A 17,872-nucleotide genomic window follows, 5' to 3' on the forward strand; every position below is an offset into this window, starting at 1 on the left:
CTTCGCGGCCGTGAACGGCGGCGGTGGAGTGGCCTTCCGGTCGCTTCACCGCCGTTCGTGTTTCTGGCGCCCGCCATTGCTCGCCCGTGAGCGCGACATCCAGTAGAGCGAAGCGCGATGCCTGGACCGCGCGCCTCTTCCCGACTGTCGCTCCCCTGCCGCCTTGGACTGGCATTGCTGCTGCCCGGAGTGGCCAGCGCGCAGGCCGTGGACGAGGACACGGTCCCCGAACCCGAGTCTCCTCGCGACACCCGCACCGTCGTCACCGCCACGCGGCTGCCGCGTCCCTTGCGCGACGTGCCCGCCACCACGGTGGTGATTCCCCGCGCGGAGATGGAGCGCAGCCCCACGCTCACGCAGGACGCGCTCATCCGCACGCTGCCGTCCGCGGCCACGTTCCGCCGCACGCCGTCGCTGGTCGCGGACCCCACCGCGCAGGGGCTCAACCTGCGCGGGCTCGCGCCGTCCGGCGTGGCTCGCGGGCTCGTGCTCTTGGACGGGCTTCCCTTCAACGACCCCTACGGGGGCTGGGTCTTCTGGCGCGCCCTGCCCCGCCAGGGCCTGGACCGCATCGAGGTCGTCCCCACCGGCGGCTCCGCGCTCTACGGCAGCGCCGCGCTGGGCGGCGTGGTGCAGTTGTTCTCCCGGCCCATCACCGGTCCGGTGCTCGACGCCGACCTGTCCGTGGGCAACCTGGGCACCGGCTTCGCCGCCGCTCGCATCGCGGACCGCTGGGGCCGCGTGGGCGCATCCCTGGAGGTCGAGGGCCTCACCAGCGACGGCTACCGCATCGTCCCGGAGAGCCAGCGCGGCCGCATCGACGGCGACACGCCCTCCAACCACGTCAGCGCGCAGGCGCGCATCGAAGCAGAGGCCACCGACCACCTCTCCCTCTCCGCCCGCGCGGGCGTGTTCCGCGAGACGCAGAACGGTGGCACCCAGTACACCGTCGCCAGCGTGGACCTGGCGTGGTTCGCCGCGAACGCGCGCCTGCGCACGGACTCCGCCGGCACCTTCGAGCTGGGCCTCTTCGGCCGCACCCAGCACTTCGCCCAGGACCGCGCCCGCGTCACCCCGGACCGTAACTTCGAGGTCCGCTCCGCCCTCCAGGACGTGCCCGCGAACGACCAGGGCGGCTCGCTCGTCTGGACCGGTCCGGAGCTGACGCTGGGAGGAAGCCACGTGCTCGCCGCGGGAGTGGACGTGCGCCGCTCCCACGGCAGGGCCGACGAGGTGCTCTTCCCCGCCAGCTACACCGCCACGACGCTCTACGCGCGCAACACGCGGGGCACGCAGCTGTCCGGCGGCGTCTTCGTGCAGGACCTCTACACCGTGTCCCCCGCGCTGGAGTTCGCCGGCACGCTGCGCTGGGACACGTGGCGCAACTTCGACGGCAACCAGTTGGAGAGCTTCGCGAACGGCACCACCACCGCCACCGACTTCGAGGCCCGCACCGCCAGCCAGCTCAGCCCGCGCCTGGCCGCGCGCGTGCGCCCGCTGGAGTGGCTCACCCTGCGCGCCTCCGCGTACCGCGCCTTCCGCGCCCCCACGCTCAACGAGCTCTACCGCCCCTTCCAGGTGGGCACCGTCCTCACCGCCGCGAACCCGGACCTGGGCGCCGAGCGCCTCTGGGGCACCGAGGCGGGCGTGGAGGCCACCGGCCCGCGCGGGCTCACCGGCCGCGTCACCGGCTTCTGGAACGTGCTGGACGCGCCCGTCACCAACGTCACCCTCGCCACGCCCCTGCCGGGCGGCGCCACCCGCCAGCGCCAGAACCTGGGCAGGGCCCGCGTGCGAGGCGTGGAGCTGGGCGCGGACTGGCGCGTGTCACGGCAGTGGACCGCGCTCGCCGCCTACACCTTCGTGGACCCCGTCGTCACGCGAGCCCCCGGCCAGCCCGACCTCGTGGGCCGCCAGCTTCCGCAGGACCCCAGGCATCGCGGCTCGCTCGCGGTGACCTTCGACGACCCGTCCATCGTCTCCGTCACCGCGCAGCTGCGCGTGTTCGGCCCGCAGTACGAGGACGACCTCAACACGCGCGGCATGGGCGGCGCGGCGGTGGTGGACCTGTTCGTGAGCCGCCACCTCTTCTGGAAGGTGGACGCCTTCGGCGCGGTGGAGAACCTCTTCGACCGTCAGTACCTCGCGGGCCGCGCGGGCGTGGACACGCTGGCCCCGCCCTTCCAGGCGCGCGTGGGCCTGCGCCTGCGCGACGTGTTCAGCGAATCGAGCGCACGGGCGGCACGGGGCGCACCGGGCCGTTGAACCAGCGGCTCAGCTCCGTCGTGTCCTCCATCCGCTTCGCGGGCGGCAGGCTGGAGAGGAACACGCGGCCGTAGCCCTTGGTCACGATGCGGCGGTCCAGCATCGCCACGATGCCCCGGTCCGCCTGCGTGCGGATGAGCCGCCCGAAGCCCTGGCGCAGCGCCAGCGCCGCCTGCGGCAGCTGGTACTGGTCGAAGGGCTCCTCCCCGCGCGCCTGGATCTGACGGATGCGCGCGGCCACCAGCGGGTCGCCAGGAGACGCGAAGGGAAGCCGGTCGATGATGACCAGGCTCAGCGCGTCCCCGGGCACGTCCACGCCCTCCCAGAAGCTGTGCGCGGCGAAGAGCACGCTGGGCGTCTGCCGGAAGGCATCCAACAGCTGCTGCTTGGGCCGCTCTCCCTGGAGCAGCGCCTGGTAGGGCAGCCGCGTCGCCGTCAGCTCGTACGCGCGCACCATGTTGCGCAGCGACGTGAAGAGCACGAACGCGCGCCCGCCCGTCACCTCGCACAGCTGGATGATTTCTTCCGCCGCCGCCTCGATGAAGCCCGGGGCGCTGGGGTCCGGCAGGTGCGTGGGCAGGTACAGCGCGGACTGGCGGGGGAAGTCGAACGGGCTGGGCACCGCCAGCGTGCGCACGCGCGTCACGGGCTGGCCCTCGTCGTCGTACATGCCCATGCGCTTGGCGAAGAAGTCGAAGCGGCTGTCCGCCGCCAGCGTCGCGGAGGTGAACACCACCGTGTCCAGCGCGCCGTAGAGCCGGTCGCGCAGCTCCTTCGCCACGTCGATGGGGTTCGCGCGCAGGAACAGCCCCTTGCCGCGCGCCTCCGCCCAGTACACGTGGTCCGCGGACTCGGACTTCTCCAGGAAGGTGAGCTGCTCCGCCATCTCCTCCGCGCGGCGGTGGATGGCGGCCAGCTCCGGCTCGCGCTCGCTGCCCGCGAAGGACGCCAGCGCGGCCAGGCCCTCGCGCACCTGCTCCAGCGCGCCGGACAGCTTGCCCATCGTCTCCGGGCGCAGGGCCACGGTGGACTCCTGGCTGGACAGCCCCAGCGCGCGCGGCGCCTGGAGGAACAGCGCGTCCGCGTGCGAGCGCACCCGCTGGGCCAGCGCGGAGAGCGTCGCGTGCCGCTCGTCCTTCGCCGGCAGGGCCGCCACCGCGTCGCGCGACAGCTCCTCCAACCGGTAGTTGGACACGCTGCATCCGAAGTGGCTGCTGGCCGCGTCCTCCAGCGCGTGCGCCTCGTCGAAGATGACCGCGTCGTAGAAGGGCAGCACCCCTTCCGTGCGCTTGCCGGAGCTGCGCAGCGCCAGGTCCGCGAAGAACAGGTGGTGGTTCACCACCAGCAGGTCCGCGGCCTCCGCGCGCTTGCGCATCCGCGTGACGAAGCACGTCTCATACTGAGAGCAGCGCGAGCCCAGGCACGTCTCCGACGTGGTGGACAGCCGCGACCACGCGGCGAAGGACTCCGGCAGGTCCAGCTCCGCCCGGTCCCCCGTCTCCGTCTGCGTCACCCACTTCTTGAGCAGCGGCCACTGCTTCGCCTCTTCCTTCGAGACGAACTGCGGGTCCTTCTCGAAGGAGTCGTAGCGGTGCAGGCACAGGTAGTTGCCGCGCCCCTTGAGGTACGCCGCCTCGAAGCGCAGCCCCAGCTTCTCGCTGAGCAGCGGCAGGTCCTTGAAGAACACCTGGTCCTGCAATGTCTTCGTGGCCGTGGACACCACCACCTTGCGCCCCGACAGGAGCGCGGGCACCAGGTACGCCAACGTCTTGCCCGTGCCGGTGCCGGCCTCCGCCAGCAGGTAGCTGCCCTCGGAGAAGGCCCGCTCCACCGCGCGCGCCATCTGGAGCTGCTCCGGGCGGTGCTCGTACGCGGGCAGCGCCTCTTCCAGCGCGCCACCAGGTCCCAGCAGGCTGTCGACAGAGAGAGGACGGGGCGCGGGCGCGGACATGCGGCGGTTCGGGGGCAGGAGGACGGAAAAGGCGGCCCCGCAGGATAACAGCGCCCGTCGCCCCCCGCGCGTTCCCTGTCGCGCCCTTGAGGCCCCGTCCCCCGCCCGCCCACCCAGCGGGCCGGCCAGCGCTCCGACTTTGCCTGCCGCCTAGTAGGAGCCACGCATCATGTGGAAGAGCACCAGCAGCAGCACCAGGGACACCACCAGCACGGTGCCCATCACCGCGGTCTTCACCCTGCGCCCCAGCTCCGGTGACGGTCCGTCGGAGGTGAGCGCCGTCGCCGTCGTCACGCGGCGGACCACCTCATCCCTCCCGCGCAGCGCCTGGGCGTCATTCGGCGCCCGGGCGAGCCGCATGCGGTACAGCCGGCCCACCATGGCCATCTCGCCCCGCAGCATCGCCTGGGACAGCACGCGGTCATGCGCGTCCGGGTCGTGCCAGGTCGCCATCAGCTCGCGCCACTCCTGGGCCAGGACTTCGGAGGGCTGGTGCTCTTCCGGGATGAAGTTCGCGTAGACCAGTCCGCACGCCGAACAGGCCCCGGCGTCCTCGCGCATGGGCGCCACGCACTTGGGGCAGCGGCCCGGCGGCGCATGGAAGGGGTCCTCGTCCAGCGCGAGCGGGGCCGCGGCGGGCGCGTCCGGACGCACCACCCGCAGCGCGGTGACGCTGGGCCGCGAGGGGGGCGGAGGAAGAGGGCCCGCGTAGGGCGCCGCCACCGCGACCTCCTCCACGCTGTCACCCTCCGGAGCGGGCGGAGCGGGCGTGGGCCGGGGGGAGGCCGGCTTGGAGATCGAGGGCGCCGCCCGCGTCCACGCCCCACACACCGGGCACCCCACGGCCAGCGCGTGGTCCTCCAGGACGTAGGTCTCCACCTTGACGAGACGGTCGCAGCTTTCGCACTGGTACTTCATGACCACACCTCTCGCAGCGGGATGGGCATCGCGCACCCTACCAGCGCCAGCAGGCACAGCGCGCAAATGACCTTGCGCGAGGCGCTCAGGGGCTCCTCCGGCCGCAACACCTCCGGGTGGCCGAAGCCCACGACCTTGCTCGCCACCACCAGCCACAGGCCCCACGACGCGGTGACGAACACGGTGAGGAAGAGCAGCACCACCGCCACGCCCTGCCCCACCCAGCGGGCCCTGAGGCCCAGCACCGCGAACGTCAGGTGCCCGCCGTCCAACTGCCCCACCGGCAGCAGGTTGAGCAGCGTCACCAGCAGGCCGAACCACGCCGCCATCACCACCGGGTGCACCACCACGTCCTTGCCCTCCGGCAGGGGGCCCAGCGCCAGCCACGTCAGCGCCTTCATGAAGAGGTTGTCGCCAAAGAGCGTCTGGTGGCTCGTGTAGACGGGCGCCATCGCGGGCGGCGCCTGCGTCACCTTCTCCATCACCCAGCGCAGCAGGTCCTGCCCCAGCACCCACAGCGACGACTCCCCAGGGAACGTGGACGGCACCGGCGGCGAGTCCACCACCGTGGAGTGCAACAGCCCCCAGTAGAGCAGGGGCAGCGCCACCACCAGGCCCGCCAGCGGCCCCGCGGCGCCAATGTCCACCAGCGCGTTGCGCGTGGGGATGCGCCCGCGCAGCCGGATGACCGCGCCCAGCGTGCCCAGGCTCCCCGGCACCGGCAGCGGGATGAAGTACGGCAGGGACGTGTCCACCCGGTGCCACCGCGCGAGCACGTAGTGCCCCATCTCGTGGGAGCCCAGGATGGCCAGCAGCGACCCGCTGAAGAACAGCGCCTGGGTCCGGTCCTCGTCGAGAAGCCCGCCCCCGCTGAACGGGAACGAGCGGCCAAAGAGCAGCAGGTACGCGAGGAACGTCGTCCCCAGCGTCACCACGAACAGCAGCAGGTGCAGCCAGACGCGGTTCGGGGCGGGACGGGGAACGGAAACCGGGTGCATGCGCGAAGATGCCTCATGTCCGCGGGAGGGGCGACCGGTTCCGCGCCGCCCGGCGGATGAAGTGTCCAACAGAACTCGGAATAACCCGCCCCGGGTCCTTGACTTGAAAAAGCCTTCTGCTACGACCCCGGCCGCTTGAGGCCTTACTGAACGGCGGAGTGCCCGCCAGGGCCGCTCCGTCACCATCCAAGCCACCATCCGTTGGGGAGATAACCATGAAGAAGTTCATCCTGTCCGCCGTCGCTGCCGCCTCCCTCGTGGGCTGCACCAGCGTTGAGTCCGCCGTCGTCTCCGGCTCCGAGATCGCCGCCAACGGCGAGGCCGTGGCCGTCATCCAGGGCAGCTCGCTGGGCCTGACCGCGATCTTCCACATCATCGACATCGTTCAGAGCGACCTGGACACGGTGGTGAACAAGCTCCTCATCACCGAGGCGAAGGCCATGGGCGCCTCCAAGGTGGACCTGAAGTCGGCCTCCACCACGCCCCGTCACGGCATCTTCGCCCTGTTCGGCACCATCATCGGCATCACCAGCTCCTCCGCGACCGGCGTGGCGGTGAAGTAGTCCCAAGCTGCCTCCTCACCGAGGCAGTCCGAAGGCCCCCTGGAAACAGCGGGGCCTTTTCCATTTCCAGTCCCCTGGAGTCTCACCATGCGCGCCCTCCTGCTCGTGCCCCTCGTGTGCCTCGTCGCGTGCCGCTCGTCCTCGTCCGGAGGCGCGAACGACGCGGAGCTGATGGCCCAGGTGCGCGAGAAGCTGGCCGCGCGCGACGCGAAGCTCCAGGCCTACCAGCTGGAGGGCACCCAGACCGAAGGGGACACCGCCTCCGCGGGCTTCACCTTCGCGTACCGCGCGCCCCAGAAGATGCGCGGCACCGTGTCCGCGCCCCAGGCCCGGCAGGTGTGGTGGGACGGCAAGCACCTGTACGAGCAGGTGGAGGCGACGAAGCAGTTCACCACCTTCACCTCCCAGGTCTCCGCGGAGAAGCTGTCCGCGTTCCTCACCGAAATCTTCACCCCCTTCGTGCCGGACGGCTTCCGCGCGCCGCTGCTTTTGCGCAGCACGAAGGCGAAGCGGGTCACCGGCCTGCCCCAGGCGAAGGAGGCCGTGGAGCTGACCATGGCGCTGGAGGGCGAGGCGGGCGGCGGCGTGGAGGTGACGTACGTGCTGCGCTGGCCCTCGCTGGACTTCCTGGCCAAGAAGACGCGCGCGCCGGACGGCACCCGGGCGGAGGTGCGGATGGAGGAGGAGCACTGCGACGCGGCCCTGGGGCTGTGCGTGCCCCGGAAGCTCACCCGCTGGCTGGGGGACGCGAAGCAGGGGGAGACGGTGCTGTCGAAGGTGGACCTGAAGACGCCGCTGCCCAACGACGCCTTCACCCCCGCCGCTCCGGACGGATACAGCGTGCAGACCCGGACACTCGTGGACAGCGAAGCGCAGGAGAGTGGACCGAAGTCACCCACGGGCGGTTGACCGGCCCGCTGCCCATCGCCACCTTGGCGGCGGAGGTTTGCCGCGCATGGTCGAGAACGTCATCTTCGACGTGGATGGGACGCTGGTGGATTCCGTGGACGAGCACGCCGAGGCCTGGCGCCGGTCGTTCATCGAGTTCGGGCGGGACATCCCGTTCGCCCACGTGCGAAGCCAGATCGGCAAGGGCGCCGACCAGCTGCTGCCCGTCTTCTTCAACGACGAGGAGCTGGAGCGCTTCGGCAAGGACCTGGAGGAGGACCGCTCCGCGCGCTTCAAGCGCGAGTTCCTGCCCAAGGTGCGCGCCTTCCCGCGCGTGAAGGAATTGTTCCAGCTTTTGCGCAAGCGCGGCCGAAAGATCGCCCTGGCCTCCAGCGCCAAGGACGACGAGCTCAAGCGCTACGTGGAGCTGTGCGGCATCGACGGCCTGTTCGAGGCGAAGACGGCCAAGGACGAGGTCGACAAGAGCAAGCCGCACCCGGACATCTTCGAGGCCGCGCTCGCGAAGCTGGGCAAGCCGGACCCCGCCACGGTGGTGGTGGTGGGCGACACGCCCTACGACGCGCTGGCCGCGGGCAAGCTGCACCTGGCGTCCGTGGGCGTGCTGTGCGGCGGCTTCCGCGCGGAGGACCTGCGCACGGCCGGCTGCCGCACGCTGGTGAAGGACCCCGCGGAGCTGCTGCGCCGCCTGGAGACGGATCCCGACATCTGGCCCTGGGACGCGGCGTCGCGGGACACCTCCAAGGACGAGGAGTCGCGCTGAAGCCCCTGACGGGGTGAAGGCGTCCCCGGCGGCCACGAACCCGTGGCCACCGGTGGAGCCCTTGCCGCTGCTACTTGCGCGAACCGCCCCGCTTCGCGCGTGAACGGGACGCCGTGCTCTTGCGAGCCGTCCCGCGGCGCGCGGTGCTCTTGCGGGCCGTGGAGCGCTTGCCGGCGGTGCCGGTGCGCGAGGTGGCCTTGCGGCCGGTGGTGGTGCGCCGGGCCCGGGTGGGCGCGGCCTTCCTGCGGCTGGAGGTGGTCTTCTTCGCCGTCGCGGCGCGGCGCTTGCCGCCCACGCGTCCGGCCTTGCGCGCGTTCTTGCGGGCCGTGGGGCGCCGGCGGGCCGCCTTCGCCTTGCTGCCGGAGCCCCCCTTCATCCCGCCACCGGTGAGCTTGTTCACGGTGGCGTAGGCGCGGGCCGCGGCGGTCTTCTCGCTGACGCCCTTGTCCTCGTAGCCCTTCTCGATGTGCTCGGCCATGCGCTTCTGTTTCGCCGAGTACTTGGTCTTGCTTCCTCGTGCCATTCAATACCCTCCTGGAGAACGTCCCGGCGCGGGTCCGTGGCACGGAGTCCGCGTCGCCTGGAAGGTGAACACGACGACCCAGGGAGGGAACCCGCGGGCCCCCTACCCCTGTCCACCCGTGGAAGCTCTCGAGGCGCGGGCGGTGGGGAATGGACAGAGCCCCTGCCCTTTGCGCATGGGTCCCGCTGGTGTCCTGGGACGATCGTGCGCAGCTTGGAGGCGCTGAATCGAAAGCCGAGGTTTCATCTGGAACCCGCACTCAACGCGCCTCCGCGCCTTCGTCACATGGATGAAGGGCCCGCGGTCCTGGTGGTGAACACGCGCTCGCGCTCCGGGCGCGATGCCTTCGAACATGCCCGTGAGTTGCTGGCCGCCCACGGCATCCCGCTGATGGCGGCGCACGCGCTCACGCGGCCCAAGCGCCTGCGCAAGGTCGTGGAGGAGGCCATCGCCCAGGGGGCCCGCCGCGTCCTCGTAGGGGGAGGCGACGGCACCATCAGCTGCGCGGCGCAGGCCCTGATGGGGCGCGACGTGACGCTGGGCGTGGTGCCGCTAGGCACCGGCAACGACTTCGCCCGCTCGCTGGGCATCCCGGACACGCTGGAGGCCGCGTGTGACGTCATCGCGGGCGGCTACACGGCGCGCGTGGACGTGGGGCTCGTCAACGGGCGGCCCTTCCTCAACGCCGCCAGCCTGGGGCTCACCACCGCCATCGCGAAGCGGCTCACGCAGGAATTGAAGCAGCGCGCCGGCAAGCTGGCCTACCCCATGGCCGCCGCCGCGGAGATGCGCACGCTGCAGCCCTTCCACGTCCGGATCCAGGCGGACTCCCAGACGCTGGAGGTGGACGCGCTCCAACTGGTGGTGGGCAACGGCCGCTACCACGGCGCGGGCAACATGGTGGCGCCGGACGCCACGCTGGATGACCGCAAGTTCCACGTCTACGCCATCACCGCGCCCTCCATGGCGGACGGCGGCGAGCGCACGGGGCTGGGCCACCTGCAGGACGTGGCCACGCTGGCGCGCGTGGCGCTGGGCATGCGCAGCGGCGGGCACCTGGAGCACGAGTCCGTCGTGCACCTGCATGCGTCCCGGCTCGTCGTGGAGACGGACCCGCCCATGGAGGTGAACGCGGACGGGGAGAACGTGGGCATGACGCCCATGCGCTTCGAGGTGGCCCCCGCGGCGCTGCGCGTCTACGCGCCCGCGCCGCAGTAGGGCCTGGCGCTACACCTTCTCCAGCACGCTGGAGAGCACCTGGGCGGTGAAGTTCACCAGGGGAATCACGCGCCGGTAGTCCATGCGCGTGGGCCCGATGACGCCGACGGTGCCCAGCACCGCCTCCGCCGTGCCGTAGGGGCTGGCGATGACGGTGACGTCACCGGCGGCGGAGAACTCGCTCTCCGCGCCGATGAAGACGTGCATCTCCTTCGTGCGCTGCACGCGGTCCAGCAGGTGCAGCAGCTTGTGCTTCTCATCCAGGGCGCGGAAGAGCGCGCGGATGCGCTCCACGTCCGCGAACTCCGGCTGCTCCAGGAAGGAGCCGGTGCCTTCGATGAGCACGCGCTCCGGCGTCTGCAGGTCGGTGGCGGCGGCGCCCAGGCGCAGGGCCTTGGCGGTGAGCGCGTTGTAGAGGGCCTGCTCCTGGTCCATCTCCGCGCGGATGCGCTCGCGCGCCTCCTCCAGGGGCACCTGGTGCAGCAGCTCGGAGAGGTAGTTGCTGGCCTTGATGAGCTCGTCGGACGTCACCGGGAAGTCCACGGTGAGGGCCTTGTTGTGCACCTGGCCGTTCTGGCCCACGAGGATGGCGAGCACGCGGTTCTCGCGCAGGCGCAGGAACTCGATGCGCTGGAACCGGGCGGCGTCGGGGCGGGGCGTGAGGACGACGCCCGCGTGGCGCGTGAGCGAGTGCAGCACGCGGCTGGCCTCCGACAGCACGTCGTCCAGGCTGGACTCGTGGACGAGACCGGCGTGGATGAGCTCGCGGTCGCGGGGGGCGGGGTCGCGCAGCTTCACCAGGGTGTCCACGTAGAAGCGGTAGCCCCGGTCGGTGGGCACGCGGCCGGCGGACGTGTGGGGCTTCTCCAGGAAGCCCAGGGCCTCCAGGTCGGCGAGCACGTTGCGCATGGTCGCGGAGGACACTTCGAACTCTCCTCTGCGAGTCAGCTGCTGGCTGCCGACCGGGCCGCCGGTGGTGATGTACTCCTGCACCACGGCCCGGAGGACTTCCTTCTCGCGCTCACCCAATTCGTCGGGCATTCCCGCTCACGCTCCGGAGGGTGTCGGCCCGACCTCCGGGTCTCCATGCCTCCTGTAGAATTCTAAAAGGGACGCCCGGGGCATTCAATTGGGAGGGGCCTCTTCGGAGGGCAGGCAGGCGGGGCGCTGGTCCGCCGGCCTGCGTGGCACGGGTACGGCAAAGCGCACATCGCACGGGAGGGAGGTGGGGGTTAGAAGGCCGCCGCCGTGACGACCGCGACCGCGACCCCCGACGTAGCCGAGCCCGTGCCCCACCGGGGCCGCCTGCTGTTCAGCCTCTTCGCGCTCTACGTCATCTGGGGGTCGACCTACCTGGCGATGCGGTTCGCGCTGACGGGCTTTCCGCCGTTCCGGATGGCGGGGATGCGCTTCCTCCTGGCGGGCGGGGTGTTGTTCGCGGGGTTGCGGCTGAGGGGGCAGCCGGGGCCGGGCCTGCGGCAGTGGGGCGCGGGCGTGGTGACGGGCTTCCTGTTGCTGGTGCTGGGCAACGGGGGCATCGCGGTGGCGCAGAACCTGGGGGTGCCTTCCGGGGTGGCGGCGCTGGTGGTGGGGAGCATGCCGCTGTGGGCGGCCATCTTCGGGGCGGCGTTCGGGCAGAGGCCGGGTCGCGCGGAGCTGGCGGGGTTGGTGTTGGGGTTCGCGGGGGTGGCGCTGCTCAACCTGGGCGGTGACATGAGCGGCGGAGGCGTGGCGGCGCTGGCGGTGGTGGTGGCGCCGGCGGCGTGGGCCTTCGGGTCGGTGTGGAGCCGGCGGTTGCCGATGCCCGCGGGGTTGATGACGCCGGCGACACAGATGTTGAGCGCGGGCGTGATGATGATGGCGCTGAGCTTCGTGTTGGGCGAGCGGATGGCGGACACGGTGCCCCCGCGAGCGATGGTGTCGTTCGTGTATCTGGTGGTGTTCGGTTCGCTGGTGGCGTTCAGCGCGTATGCCTATCTGCTGAAGCACGCGAGGCCGGCGCTCGCGACGAGCTACGCGTACGTGAACCCGGCGGTGGCGGTGCTGCTGGGCGTGGTGTTCGCGGGAGAGACGCTGGGCCCCATGACCTGGGGAGCGATGAGCGCCATCCTGGTCGCGGTGATGCTGCTGGCCCGCGGGAAGCGGTGAGCCGGTTCAGCGCCCACAGCGGCTGATCTTGGAGACGCACATCGTCAGGGCGTTGGCGAAGCCGTGGGCGTAACAGCTCTCATGCCAGGACTGGGCGATGAGCGGATCATTGACCCCGGTGGGCACGCGGGTCATCTGGAAGAACGCGCGGAACTCGCCGCCCTGGAGCTGGGGGCCATTGCGATCCTCGTAGTTGCGGGCGTAGTTCTCGAAGGTGATGCGGTCCGCGCCGCTCTCCGCGACCACGCCGCCCCAGTGATACTCCCACACCGGCTCGCAGTAGACGGGCGGAGGGATGGGCGCCACCGCGCGGGGAGCGACCTCGTCCCGCATCCGCATCCAGTTGCGGTTCTGGGCGTCCTGGTAGCGCTCCATCGCGCCCACGGAGTACGTCTGGAACGCGTCACCCACGCGCGGATCCGCGTAGGCGTTGAGGCCCAGCCGGTAGAGGAGCTGCTCGTAGCGTGCCTGGAGCGTCTGTCCGTTGAGGTTGACGCCGTTGAGCGTCATGCCGGCGTTGGCGCGGACCCGGTTCACCAGCCGGCCATAGTTGCGGCCAATGGGGCCGTAGTAGCCCGCGAGCGCCGCCATCTGGGCATTGGGTGTATTGGCGCCCGCCAGCGCGTTCTGCAGTCCCACCTGGTAATCGTTGACCGCGCGTTGCCGGGCCGCGGCGGCGTTGGGGCCCTCTCCCTGTCCATGGAAGAGGAACGTGGTGAGGAGCACCGCCAGCCGGAAGGGGATGTCGCCGTGGGCGGGGAAGACGGGGGCCCATCCTCCGAGCTGCCAGCGCGGCAGGTTGAGGAAGAGCTGATTGCCGGACTGCGAGAGCCTCACGGTGCGCTGCGAGTCCTGCTGCTCCCCCATGACCTTGCCGGAGATTTCGTTGCAGTTCTGCGACACGGCGGGCTCGAGGTGCCCGTCCTCGGACATGGCCACCTGGAACAGCCGCTTGGGTCCCGGGCCGCGCAGGAAGGGCAGACAGCCCGGCTGCGCGGGAGGGCCGATTTCCAGGTAGCGCGGCCCGGGGACCTTGGCGATGCGATAGCTGGAGCCCACGGACCTCAACGCGCGGTTGCACCGGTCGATGGCGCGGTCCGTGGCGAAGAAGTGCCTGGCCTGCTCGTGGCGGGGATCGGTGTCCTCGATGGCGAGTTCGTTGTCATCCGAGAACCGGAGCGCGACCTGGTTGTGCGCCCGCACCATGACGTTCGCGGTCCCCGCGTCGATGAGGAAGCTGTCCGCGTGCGTCTTCGGGTAGGGCTGGGGCCGCAGTCCGTCCCGCTGGGTCTCGAAGGTGGCGTTGTGGAGGTGGACGTCCTGGGCGCCGAGCTGGGCGTTCTGGATGACGTGGTACGCCTGAAGCGCTGGGGTGGGCGAGGTCCCCGCCCGGGAACCCGCGAGCTCCGCACGCTCACCGGAGAGGGCCTGAGCCGCCAGGGCCTCGGCCTCTGCTTCCAGGGCCTCGTCCACGAGCAATCCGGCGCCGCCGTTCCCGTGAGGGACGCGCCCCGCGCGCTGTTGGAGCACATGCACCAGCTCATGCGCGAGGATCCGGGTCCCGCGAGACAGGTCGAGCGCCAATGCACCCGGAGCGAAGAGGATCTGCTCTCCCCAGCACAGGGCCTGTGCCCCCAGGCTCGCGACCAGGGGATGCTCGTGCAGGCGCACAGCGCTCAGGTCGGCTCCGAAGGCGCGCTCGAACCGGACACGCAACCGCCGTGGGAGCGCCTGGCCCCGAGCGCGGACCTGCTCCAGGAGCAAGGGGGAGATCCAACGGTGCCGAGCATCCAATATCCGTGCTCCCAATGTATCGGGGCGTGTCCCGTGAAACATCTACTACACCAGGGTTCCCAGCTCACCGCGAGCCCCTGAAGACAGGCCGCACCTCGAAGCCCGAGGAGGCAATAGAGTCCGGAACGTGCGTCCCGTGATGAGCCTCTGGGTGTTGTGTGTGTTGCTCACGGCATGTGCCGGTGGCTCACGGCATTCCCGGCATGGGGACCTGCGGTTCGTGGATTCGGAGACCGCAGGGAAGGCACGGCACGCGGCGTATGTGGCGGAGCAGGCCACTGCGTCCGCCACCCGGGCCGCGGGTGCCTCCCCTGGTCCGGGCAATCCCTCCGGCCGTGCTCGCGCTGATGCAGGAAGACCACCACGACGCGGATGAACTTGAGGAGCAACTCGCCGCGTGCGCTGTCCAGGCGGAGCAGTTGGGCAATGCGCGCTACTTCCGCGACCGGCCTCCGACGCGCCAGGAATGCGCCGAAGTGGTCGAACGGGACCACTGTGGCAAGCCCGTGACGCGGGCCATGCAACTCGGCAAGCAGAAGCACGTGCTCGCGCTTCAGTGCGCGGAAGCGGTGCTGAAGGAACTATGGCCCGCGCCCTTCAGCATCGAGCAGCGCTACCGCTACTACCCGAACGCCCGCTTCCTGGAGACCCTCAGCCGGGCGAAAGAAGCGCAACTCATCGCCGACGGCTGCACCGAGGAACTCCGAGGCACCATCAAGCCGGACATCGTCCTGCACGCAGACCGCAACCTGCTGAAGTCCGCGCTCACCCTGGACTTCAAGTTCCCGTGCCCGGACACCAACCCGCCACGATGGACGGAGTATGGGAGCAACAGTCCCTATGCGGACCAGTCCCAATGGACCATCTACGAGAAAGCCCTGGGAGGGCAGGTTCCGCTCATTTCGCCCCGCACTGGGGTAACGAAGGGAAGGCCATGACCAGGGAGTACCCCATCATCCGCCTGTGGTCGAAAGGTTCGCCCCCGCTCCCCGCCGCACGCGATGGCGTCATCCTCAGCTTCTTCATCCACCGCAACCACAAGGAGATTGCAGTCGCGGTATGGCGCGCATTGCAGCTCTATCTTCGCGCCATCCCTCCAGGCTCGCTGGGTTGGTACGACACAGATGACGGCGACATTCTCGAACTTGATGACAAGAGTTGGGAGGTCGTTCGCCAACAGATGCTCGAAAGGCCCTGGGACCACAGCGGGAGTGCAGGGCTATCGGAAAGTCCAGGCGGAGGCGAGGTCTCCAGCGGATTCTTTTTTGAGTACAGAGGCCGGCCACTCGACAACCCGTTCGAGAAAGATCCCGTCAGCACGGTGTCGTTCGCATTTCCCACGAGCTACCTCCAGGGAAGTGGGGCGGCCCATCTCCGCACATTGGCCCTGGAGCTCGCTCGCGAGCTGCCCTTCAATTTCGGGTACACCAGCTTCGCCATCATCTCGTCACATGGCATGTGGAGCGCGGCGAGGTGGGACCTTGTCGAGGACCTCCTCGCGCGCTACCCAGGCCTGGATCTTCACGGGATCGAGAGCTTCGGCTCCATCCTTGGAACCCGCGCCCTGAGCCCCGCCTGGCTCACCTTCCTCGGTCAGCCCCTGCTGGGACAACTGGGCGGCATCACCGCGCTCCGGAACGCGCTCCCCTTCCCAGAAGTCTCCCTGCTCCCCATGGACGGTGACCGCGTCCTCGTCACGCTGGACAAATGGCCTGACCCCATCGACACGCAGGCGAAGGCCATTCCCCCCCAGTACCGCGCGCTGGCCCGCCTGATGGAGCCCTTCCTCTTCCAGTACGAAGGCGAAGAGCTCCTCCCCTTCCAACACGACACGAACCAGTGGCTCCGGCGGTTCCTCTAGCCCTGCGGCCAGGGCGACAGCTTCTCCGCCTCGTAGCGCTCCAGCAGCGCATGCGTCGTACGCGCCGCCTCCTCCACCTCCACGCGGGACAGACCTCGCGGCAGTGACGGAATCAGCGTCGGGAACGGCTGGTCGAAGACGAGCAGGTTCTCCATTTCCAGCGGATCCGTCTCCAGGTCGTACAGCTCCCACTGGTCCGCGTGCGCTCCGGACGGGTCGAACGTCCTCGCCAGCTTCCAGCGGGGCGTGCGCACGCAGCGGACATGGTTCGGCTGGCAGACCGCTCCGGGCCTCAACCCGGGCACCTTGCCCTGCTCCCGCAGCCTGTCCACCGCTCGCGTGTACACGGTGTACAGCGCGTCGTCGTGCAGTTGGTGCGGGTCCCCCGTGCGCGGCAGCGGCTCCGTGATTTCGTCGTCCGTGATGAAGAGGACGCCTTCTCGCGGCGTGCCGTTGGGCTCCAGCACCGTGGTGGACTCGCCCCTCGCCAGCGGGCTCAGGTCCGCGCCCACGAAGGGCGGCACCGGGCGGTGGAGCCGCAGGTCCGTGCGGATCGCCACCTGCTCCTCGCGCGGGATGCCCGCCAGCCCCAGCACCGTGGGCACGATGTCCGCGTGGCTCGTCAGCGCGTCGATGTGCCGCGTCGGCTGCTCCTTCGGGAACTGCACCACCAGCGGCACGTGCAGCGCCTCCTGGTAGGACGCGTGCCACTTCTCCATCAGGTAGCCGTGCGCCGCGCCGTACTCACCGTGGTCGGAGAGGAACACCACCACCGTGTTCTCCCGGAGCCCCGTCTCATCCAGCGTCCGCAGCACCCGCTCGATGTGCCCGTCCACCAGGTGGATGAGCCACGCGTAGTACTGCTGGAAGCGCTCCGCCGCCTTCTCCGGGTCGTGCGTCAGCTGGAACGGGATGCCCGAGTTCAACGTCACCGTCACCGGGTCGATGTTCTCGTTCGCCTGGTGCAGCGTCAGCCCCGTCTTCGACGACAGGGCGAGCCCCATCTTGTACGCATAGTCCCGCTGGCAGTCCGGCTTGTTCTTCAGCGTGTCGCGCAGGTTCGACGGCACGCTCGCGTTCTCCTGCGGGAACCCCAGCGGGTTCAGCGGCACCGTGAGCGTCCCCGCCGTGGGCGTCACCGACCGCGCCCCTTGCGCCGGCACTGGCAACGGCCCCAGCTTGGGCGCCCCCGGGTCCAACTGCCTCGGCAGGATGGGATACGTCGCGATGTCGTGCGGATTGGTGAACGACGCCACCGCCAGCCACGGCTGGGCCTCGCCCTCCGGCGCGGCGGCCCTCGGCGCCGCGTACGACTGCTCCGCCAGCGCCCGGTTGTACGGCTCACCCAACGCCATCCGCCGCAGGAAGCCGCACGTCAGGTCCGCGAAGCCCTCGTCACGGAACGCGCCCAGGTTGTTGATGGAGGCCCCGTGCGGCTCCGGATACGACAACTCCCAGTCGTCAAAGCCATACTCCTTCAACGAGTGGTCCGGCGGATTGCTCACGTGCCACTTGCCGAAGTAGTGCGTGTGGTAGCCCGCCTTCTGGAACCAGTGCCCCAGCGTCGGAATCCCCTGCGCCGACAGCCACGGGAAGGCCGCCGCGTCACCGCTCTTGAACAGGCCGTCCGTCTGCGTGACGCCCGTGCGCGTGCCGTACTGTCCCGTGTAGATGACCGCGCGGCTGGGCGTGCACGCCGACGCCGCGATGGTGTGGTTGCGGAACACCGCCGCGTTCCTGCGCAGCGCCGCGAAGCCGGGGAAGAACTTCCGGAACGGGTTGTCCTCCCCTCCCTCTTCCACGAAGCCCAGGATGTCCTTGATGGCCGGCAGGAAGCCGCCCTCGGGCCCATAGGCGAAGCGGGGGAACTGAAGCTGATCGACCGTCAGGACGAGGATGTTGGGCCGCGAGGACGTGGACATGCCCCGTCCCTGAGCACGCCCCATACCAACGGCGCTCCAGAG

15 protein-coding genes are annotated in these 17,872 nt (G+C 70.3%); 8 read left to right on the forward strand and 7 right to left on the reverse strand.

Annotation, left to right across the window (positions count from 1 at the left end; all coding sequences use genetic code 11):
• Positions 1–117: 117 nt before the first annotated feature.
• Positions 118–2,265, forward strand: a complete 2,148-nt coding sequence (locus ACX114_RS36345) for a TonB-dependent receptor (protein ID WP_459292063.1) — start codon at positions 118–120, stop codon at positions 2,263–2,265.
• Here the strand turns inward: ACX114_RS36345 and ACX114_RS36350 are convergent.
• From ACX114_RS36350 to ACX114_RS36360, 3 genes are all read right to left on the reverse strand, one after another.
• The gene (locus ACX114_RS36350; RefSeq protein WP_459292065.1) at positions 2,219–4,216 is read right to left on the reverse strand and encodes an ATP-dependent DNA helicase; all 1,998 of its coding nucleotides are present in this window, start codon (positions 4,214–4,216) and stop codon (positions 2,219–2,221) included. The genes ACX114_RS36345 and ACX114_RS36350 overlap by 47 nt on opposite strands.
• A 150-nt stretch (positions 4,217–4,366) precedes the next feature.
• A complete protein-coding gene (locus ACX114_RS36355; RefSeq protein ID WP_459292067.1) occupies positions 4,367–5,134 on the reverse strand; it encodes a hypothetical protein in 768 nt (255 codons plus the stop codon).
• Positions 5,131–6,132, reverse strand: a complete 1,002-nt coding sequence (locus tag ACX114_RS36360) for a site-2 protease family protein (RefSeq protein WP_459292069.1) — start codon at positions 6,130–6,132, stop codon at positions 5,131–5,133. The genes ACX114_RS36355 and ACX114_RS36360 overlap by 4 nt, the downstream gene beginning before the upstream one ends.
• 215 nt (positions 6,133–6,347) lie before the next feature.
• Here ACX114_RS36360 and ACX114_RS36365 point away from each other — a divergent pair, with 215 nt between their 5' ends.
• From ACX114_RS36365 to ACX114_RS36375, 3 genes are all read left to right on the forward strand, one after another.
• On the forward strand, positions 6,348–6,695 hold the full coding sequence (locus tag ACX114_RS36365; protein WP_120551649.1) for a hypothetical protein: 348 nt from the start codon (positions 6,348–6,350) through the stop codon (positions 6,693–6,695).
• 87 nt (positions 6,696–6,782) lie between these two features.
• Positions 6,783–7,604 (forward strand): LolA family protein, encoded by an 822-nt coding sequence (locus ACX114_RS36370; protein WP_459292071.1) that lies wholly within the window; start codon positions 6,783–6,785, stop codon positions 7,602–7,604.
• Between the two features lie 46 nt (positions 7,605–7,650).
• The gene (locus ACX114_RS36375) at positions 7,651–8,364 is read left to right on the forward strand and encodes an HAD family hydrolase (RefSeq protein WP_459292073.1); all 714 of its coding nucleotides are present in this window, start codon (positions 7,651–7,653) and stop codon (positions 8,362–8,364) included.
• 70 nt (positions 8,365–8,434) lie between these two features.
• On the opposite strand, the gene ACX114_RS36380 is transcribed toward ACX114_RS36375, so the two are convergent.
• Complete coding sequence (locus tag ACX114_RS36380; protein WP_459292075.1) at positions 8,435–8,887, reverse strand: transcriptional regulator; 453 nt, start codon at positions 8,885–8,887, stop codon at positions 8,435–8,437.
• A 285-nt stretch (positions 8,888–9,172) separates the two neighbouring features.
• On the opposite strand from ACX114_RS36380, the gene ACX114_RS36385 reads away from it, so the two are divergent.
• The gene (locus ACX114_RS36385; protein ID WP_459292077.1) at positions 9,173–10,105 is read left to right on the forward strand and encodes a lipid kinase; all 933 of its coding nucleotides are present in this window, start codon (positions 9,173–9,175) and stop codon (positions 10,103–10,105) included.
• 9 nt (positions 10,106–10,114) lie between these two features.
• On the opposite strand, the gene hrcA is transcribed toward ACX114_RS36385, so the two are convergent.
• A complete protein-coding gene (hrcA, locus tag ACX114_RS36390) occupies positions 10,115–11,146 on the reverse strand; it encodes a heat-inducible transcriptional repressor HrcA (protein ID WP_459292079.1) in 1,032 nt (343 codons plus the stop codon).
• 207 nt (positions 11,147–11,353) lie between these two features.
• On the opposite strand from hrcA, the gene yedA reads away from it, so the two are divergent.
• Entirely contained in the window at positions 11,354–12,253 is a 900-nt protein-coding gene (gene yedA / locus ACX114_RS36395) for a drug/metabolite exporter YedA (protein ID WP_459292081.1), read from the forward strand.
• Between the two features lie 6 nt (positions 12,254–12,259).
• On the opposite strand, the gene ACX114_RS36400 is transcribed toward yedA, so the two are convergent.
• Positions 12,260–14,017, reverse strand: a complete 1,758-nt coding sequence (locus tag ACX114_RS36400) for an eCIS core domain-containing protein (protein ID WP_459292083.1) — start codon at positions 14,015–14,017, stop codon at positions 12,260–12,262.
• Positions 14,018–14,349: 332 nt separating this feature from the next.
• Here ACX114_RS36400 and ACX114_RS36405 point away from each other — a divergent pair, with 332 nt between their 5' ends.
• Positions 14,350–14,985 (forward strand): hypothetical protein, encoded by a 636-nt coding sequence (locus ACX114_RS36405; protein WP_459292085.1) that lies wholly within the window; start codon positions 14,350–14,352, stop codon positions 14,983–14,985.
• Positions 14,982–15,908 carry a type VI immunity family protein gene (locus ACX114_RS36410; RefSeq protein WP_459292087.1) on the forward strand — a complete coding sequence of 309 codons (927 nt, stop codon included), beginning with the start codon at positions 14,982–14,984 and terminating at the stop codon, positions 15,906–15,908. The genes ACX114_RS36405 and ACX114_RS36410 overlap by 4 nt, the downstream gene beginning before the upstream one ends.
• Here the strand turns inward: ACX114_RS36410 and ACX114_RS36415 are convergent.
• Positions 15,905–17,830 carry a sulfatase-like hydrolase/transferase gene (locus tag ACX114_RS36415; RefSeq protein ID WP_459292089.1) on the reverse strand — a complete coding sequence of 642 codons (1,926 nt, stop codon included), beginning with the start codon at positions 17,828–17,830 and terminating at the stop codon, positions 15,905–15,907. The two genes, ACX114_RS36410 and ACX114_RS36415, sit on opposite strands and share 4 nt — an antisense overlap.
• Between the last annotated feature and the right edge of the window lie 42 nt (positions 17,831–17,872).

The organism is Corallococcus sp. M7 (assembly GCF_054512695.1).

Coding starts and splice junctions, on each gene's coding strand:
- ACX114_RS36345 (WP_459292063.1), top strand. CDS start 118: ATGCCTGGACCGCGCGCCTCTTCCCGACTGTCGCTCCCCTGCCGCCTT.
- ACX114_RS36350 (WP_459292065.1), bottom strand. CDS start 4,216: ATGTCCGCGCCCGCGCCCCGTCCTCTCTCTGTCGACAGCCTGCTGGGA.
- ACX114_RS36355 (WP_459292067.1), bottom strand. CDS start 5,134: ATGAAGTACCAGTGCGAAAGCTGCGACCGTCTCGTCAAGGTGGAGACC.
- ACX114_RS36360 (WP_459292069.1), bottom strand. CDS start 6,132: ATGCACCCGGTTTCCGTTCCCCGTCCCGCCCCGAACCGCGTCTGGCTG.
- ACX114_RS36365 (WP_120551649.1), top strand. CDS start 6,348: ATGAAGAAGTTCATCCTGTCCGCCGTCGCTGCCGCCTCCCTCGTGGGC.
- ACX114_RS36370 (WP_459292071.1), top strand. CDS start 6,783: ATGCGCGCCCTCCTGCTCGTGCCCCTCGTGTGCCTCGTCGCGTGCCGC.
- ACX114_RS36375 (WP_459292073.1), top strand. CDS start 7,651: ATGGTCGAGAACGTCATCTTCGACGTGGATGGGACGCTGGTGGATTCC.
- ACX114_RS36380 (WP_459292075.1), bottom strand. CDS start 8,887: ATGGCACGAGGAAGCAAGACCAAGTACTCGGCGAAACAGAAGCGCATG.
- ACX114_RS36385 (WP_459292077.1), top strand. CDS start 9,173: ATGGATGAAGGGCCCGCGGTCCTGGTGGTGAACACGCGCTCGCGCTCC.
- hrcA (WP_459292079.1), bottom strand. CDS start 11,146: ATGCCCGACGAATTGGGTGAGCGCGAGAAGGAAGTCCTCCGGGCCGTG.
- ACX114_RS36410 (WP_459292087.1), top strand. CDS start 14,982: ATGACCAGGGAGTACCCCATCATCCGCCTGTGGTCGAAAGGTTCGCCC.
- ACX114_RS36415 (WP_459292089.1), bottom strand. CDS start 17,830: ATGTCCACGTCCTCGCGGCCCAACATCCTCGTCCTGACGGTCGATCAG.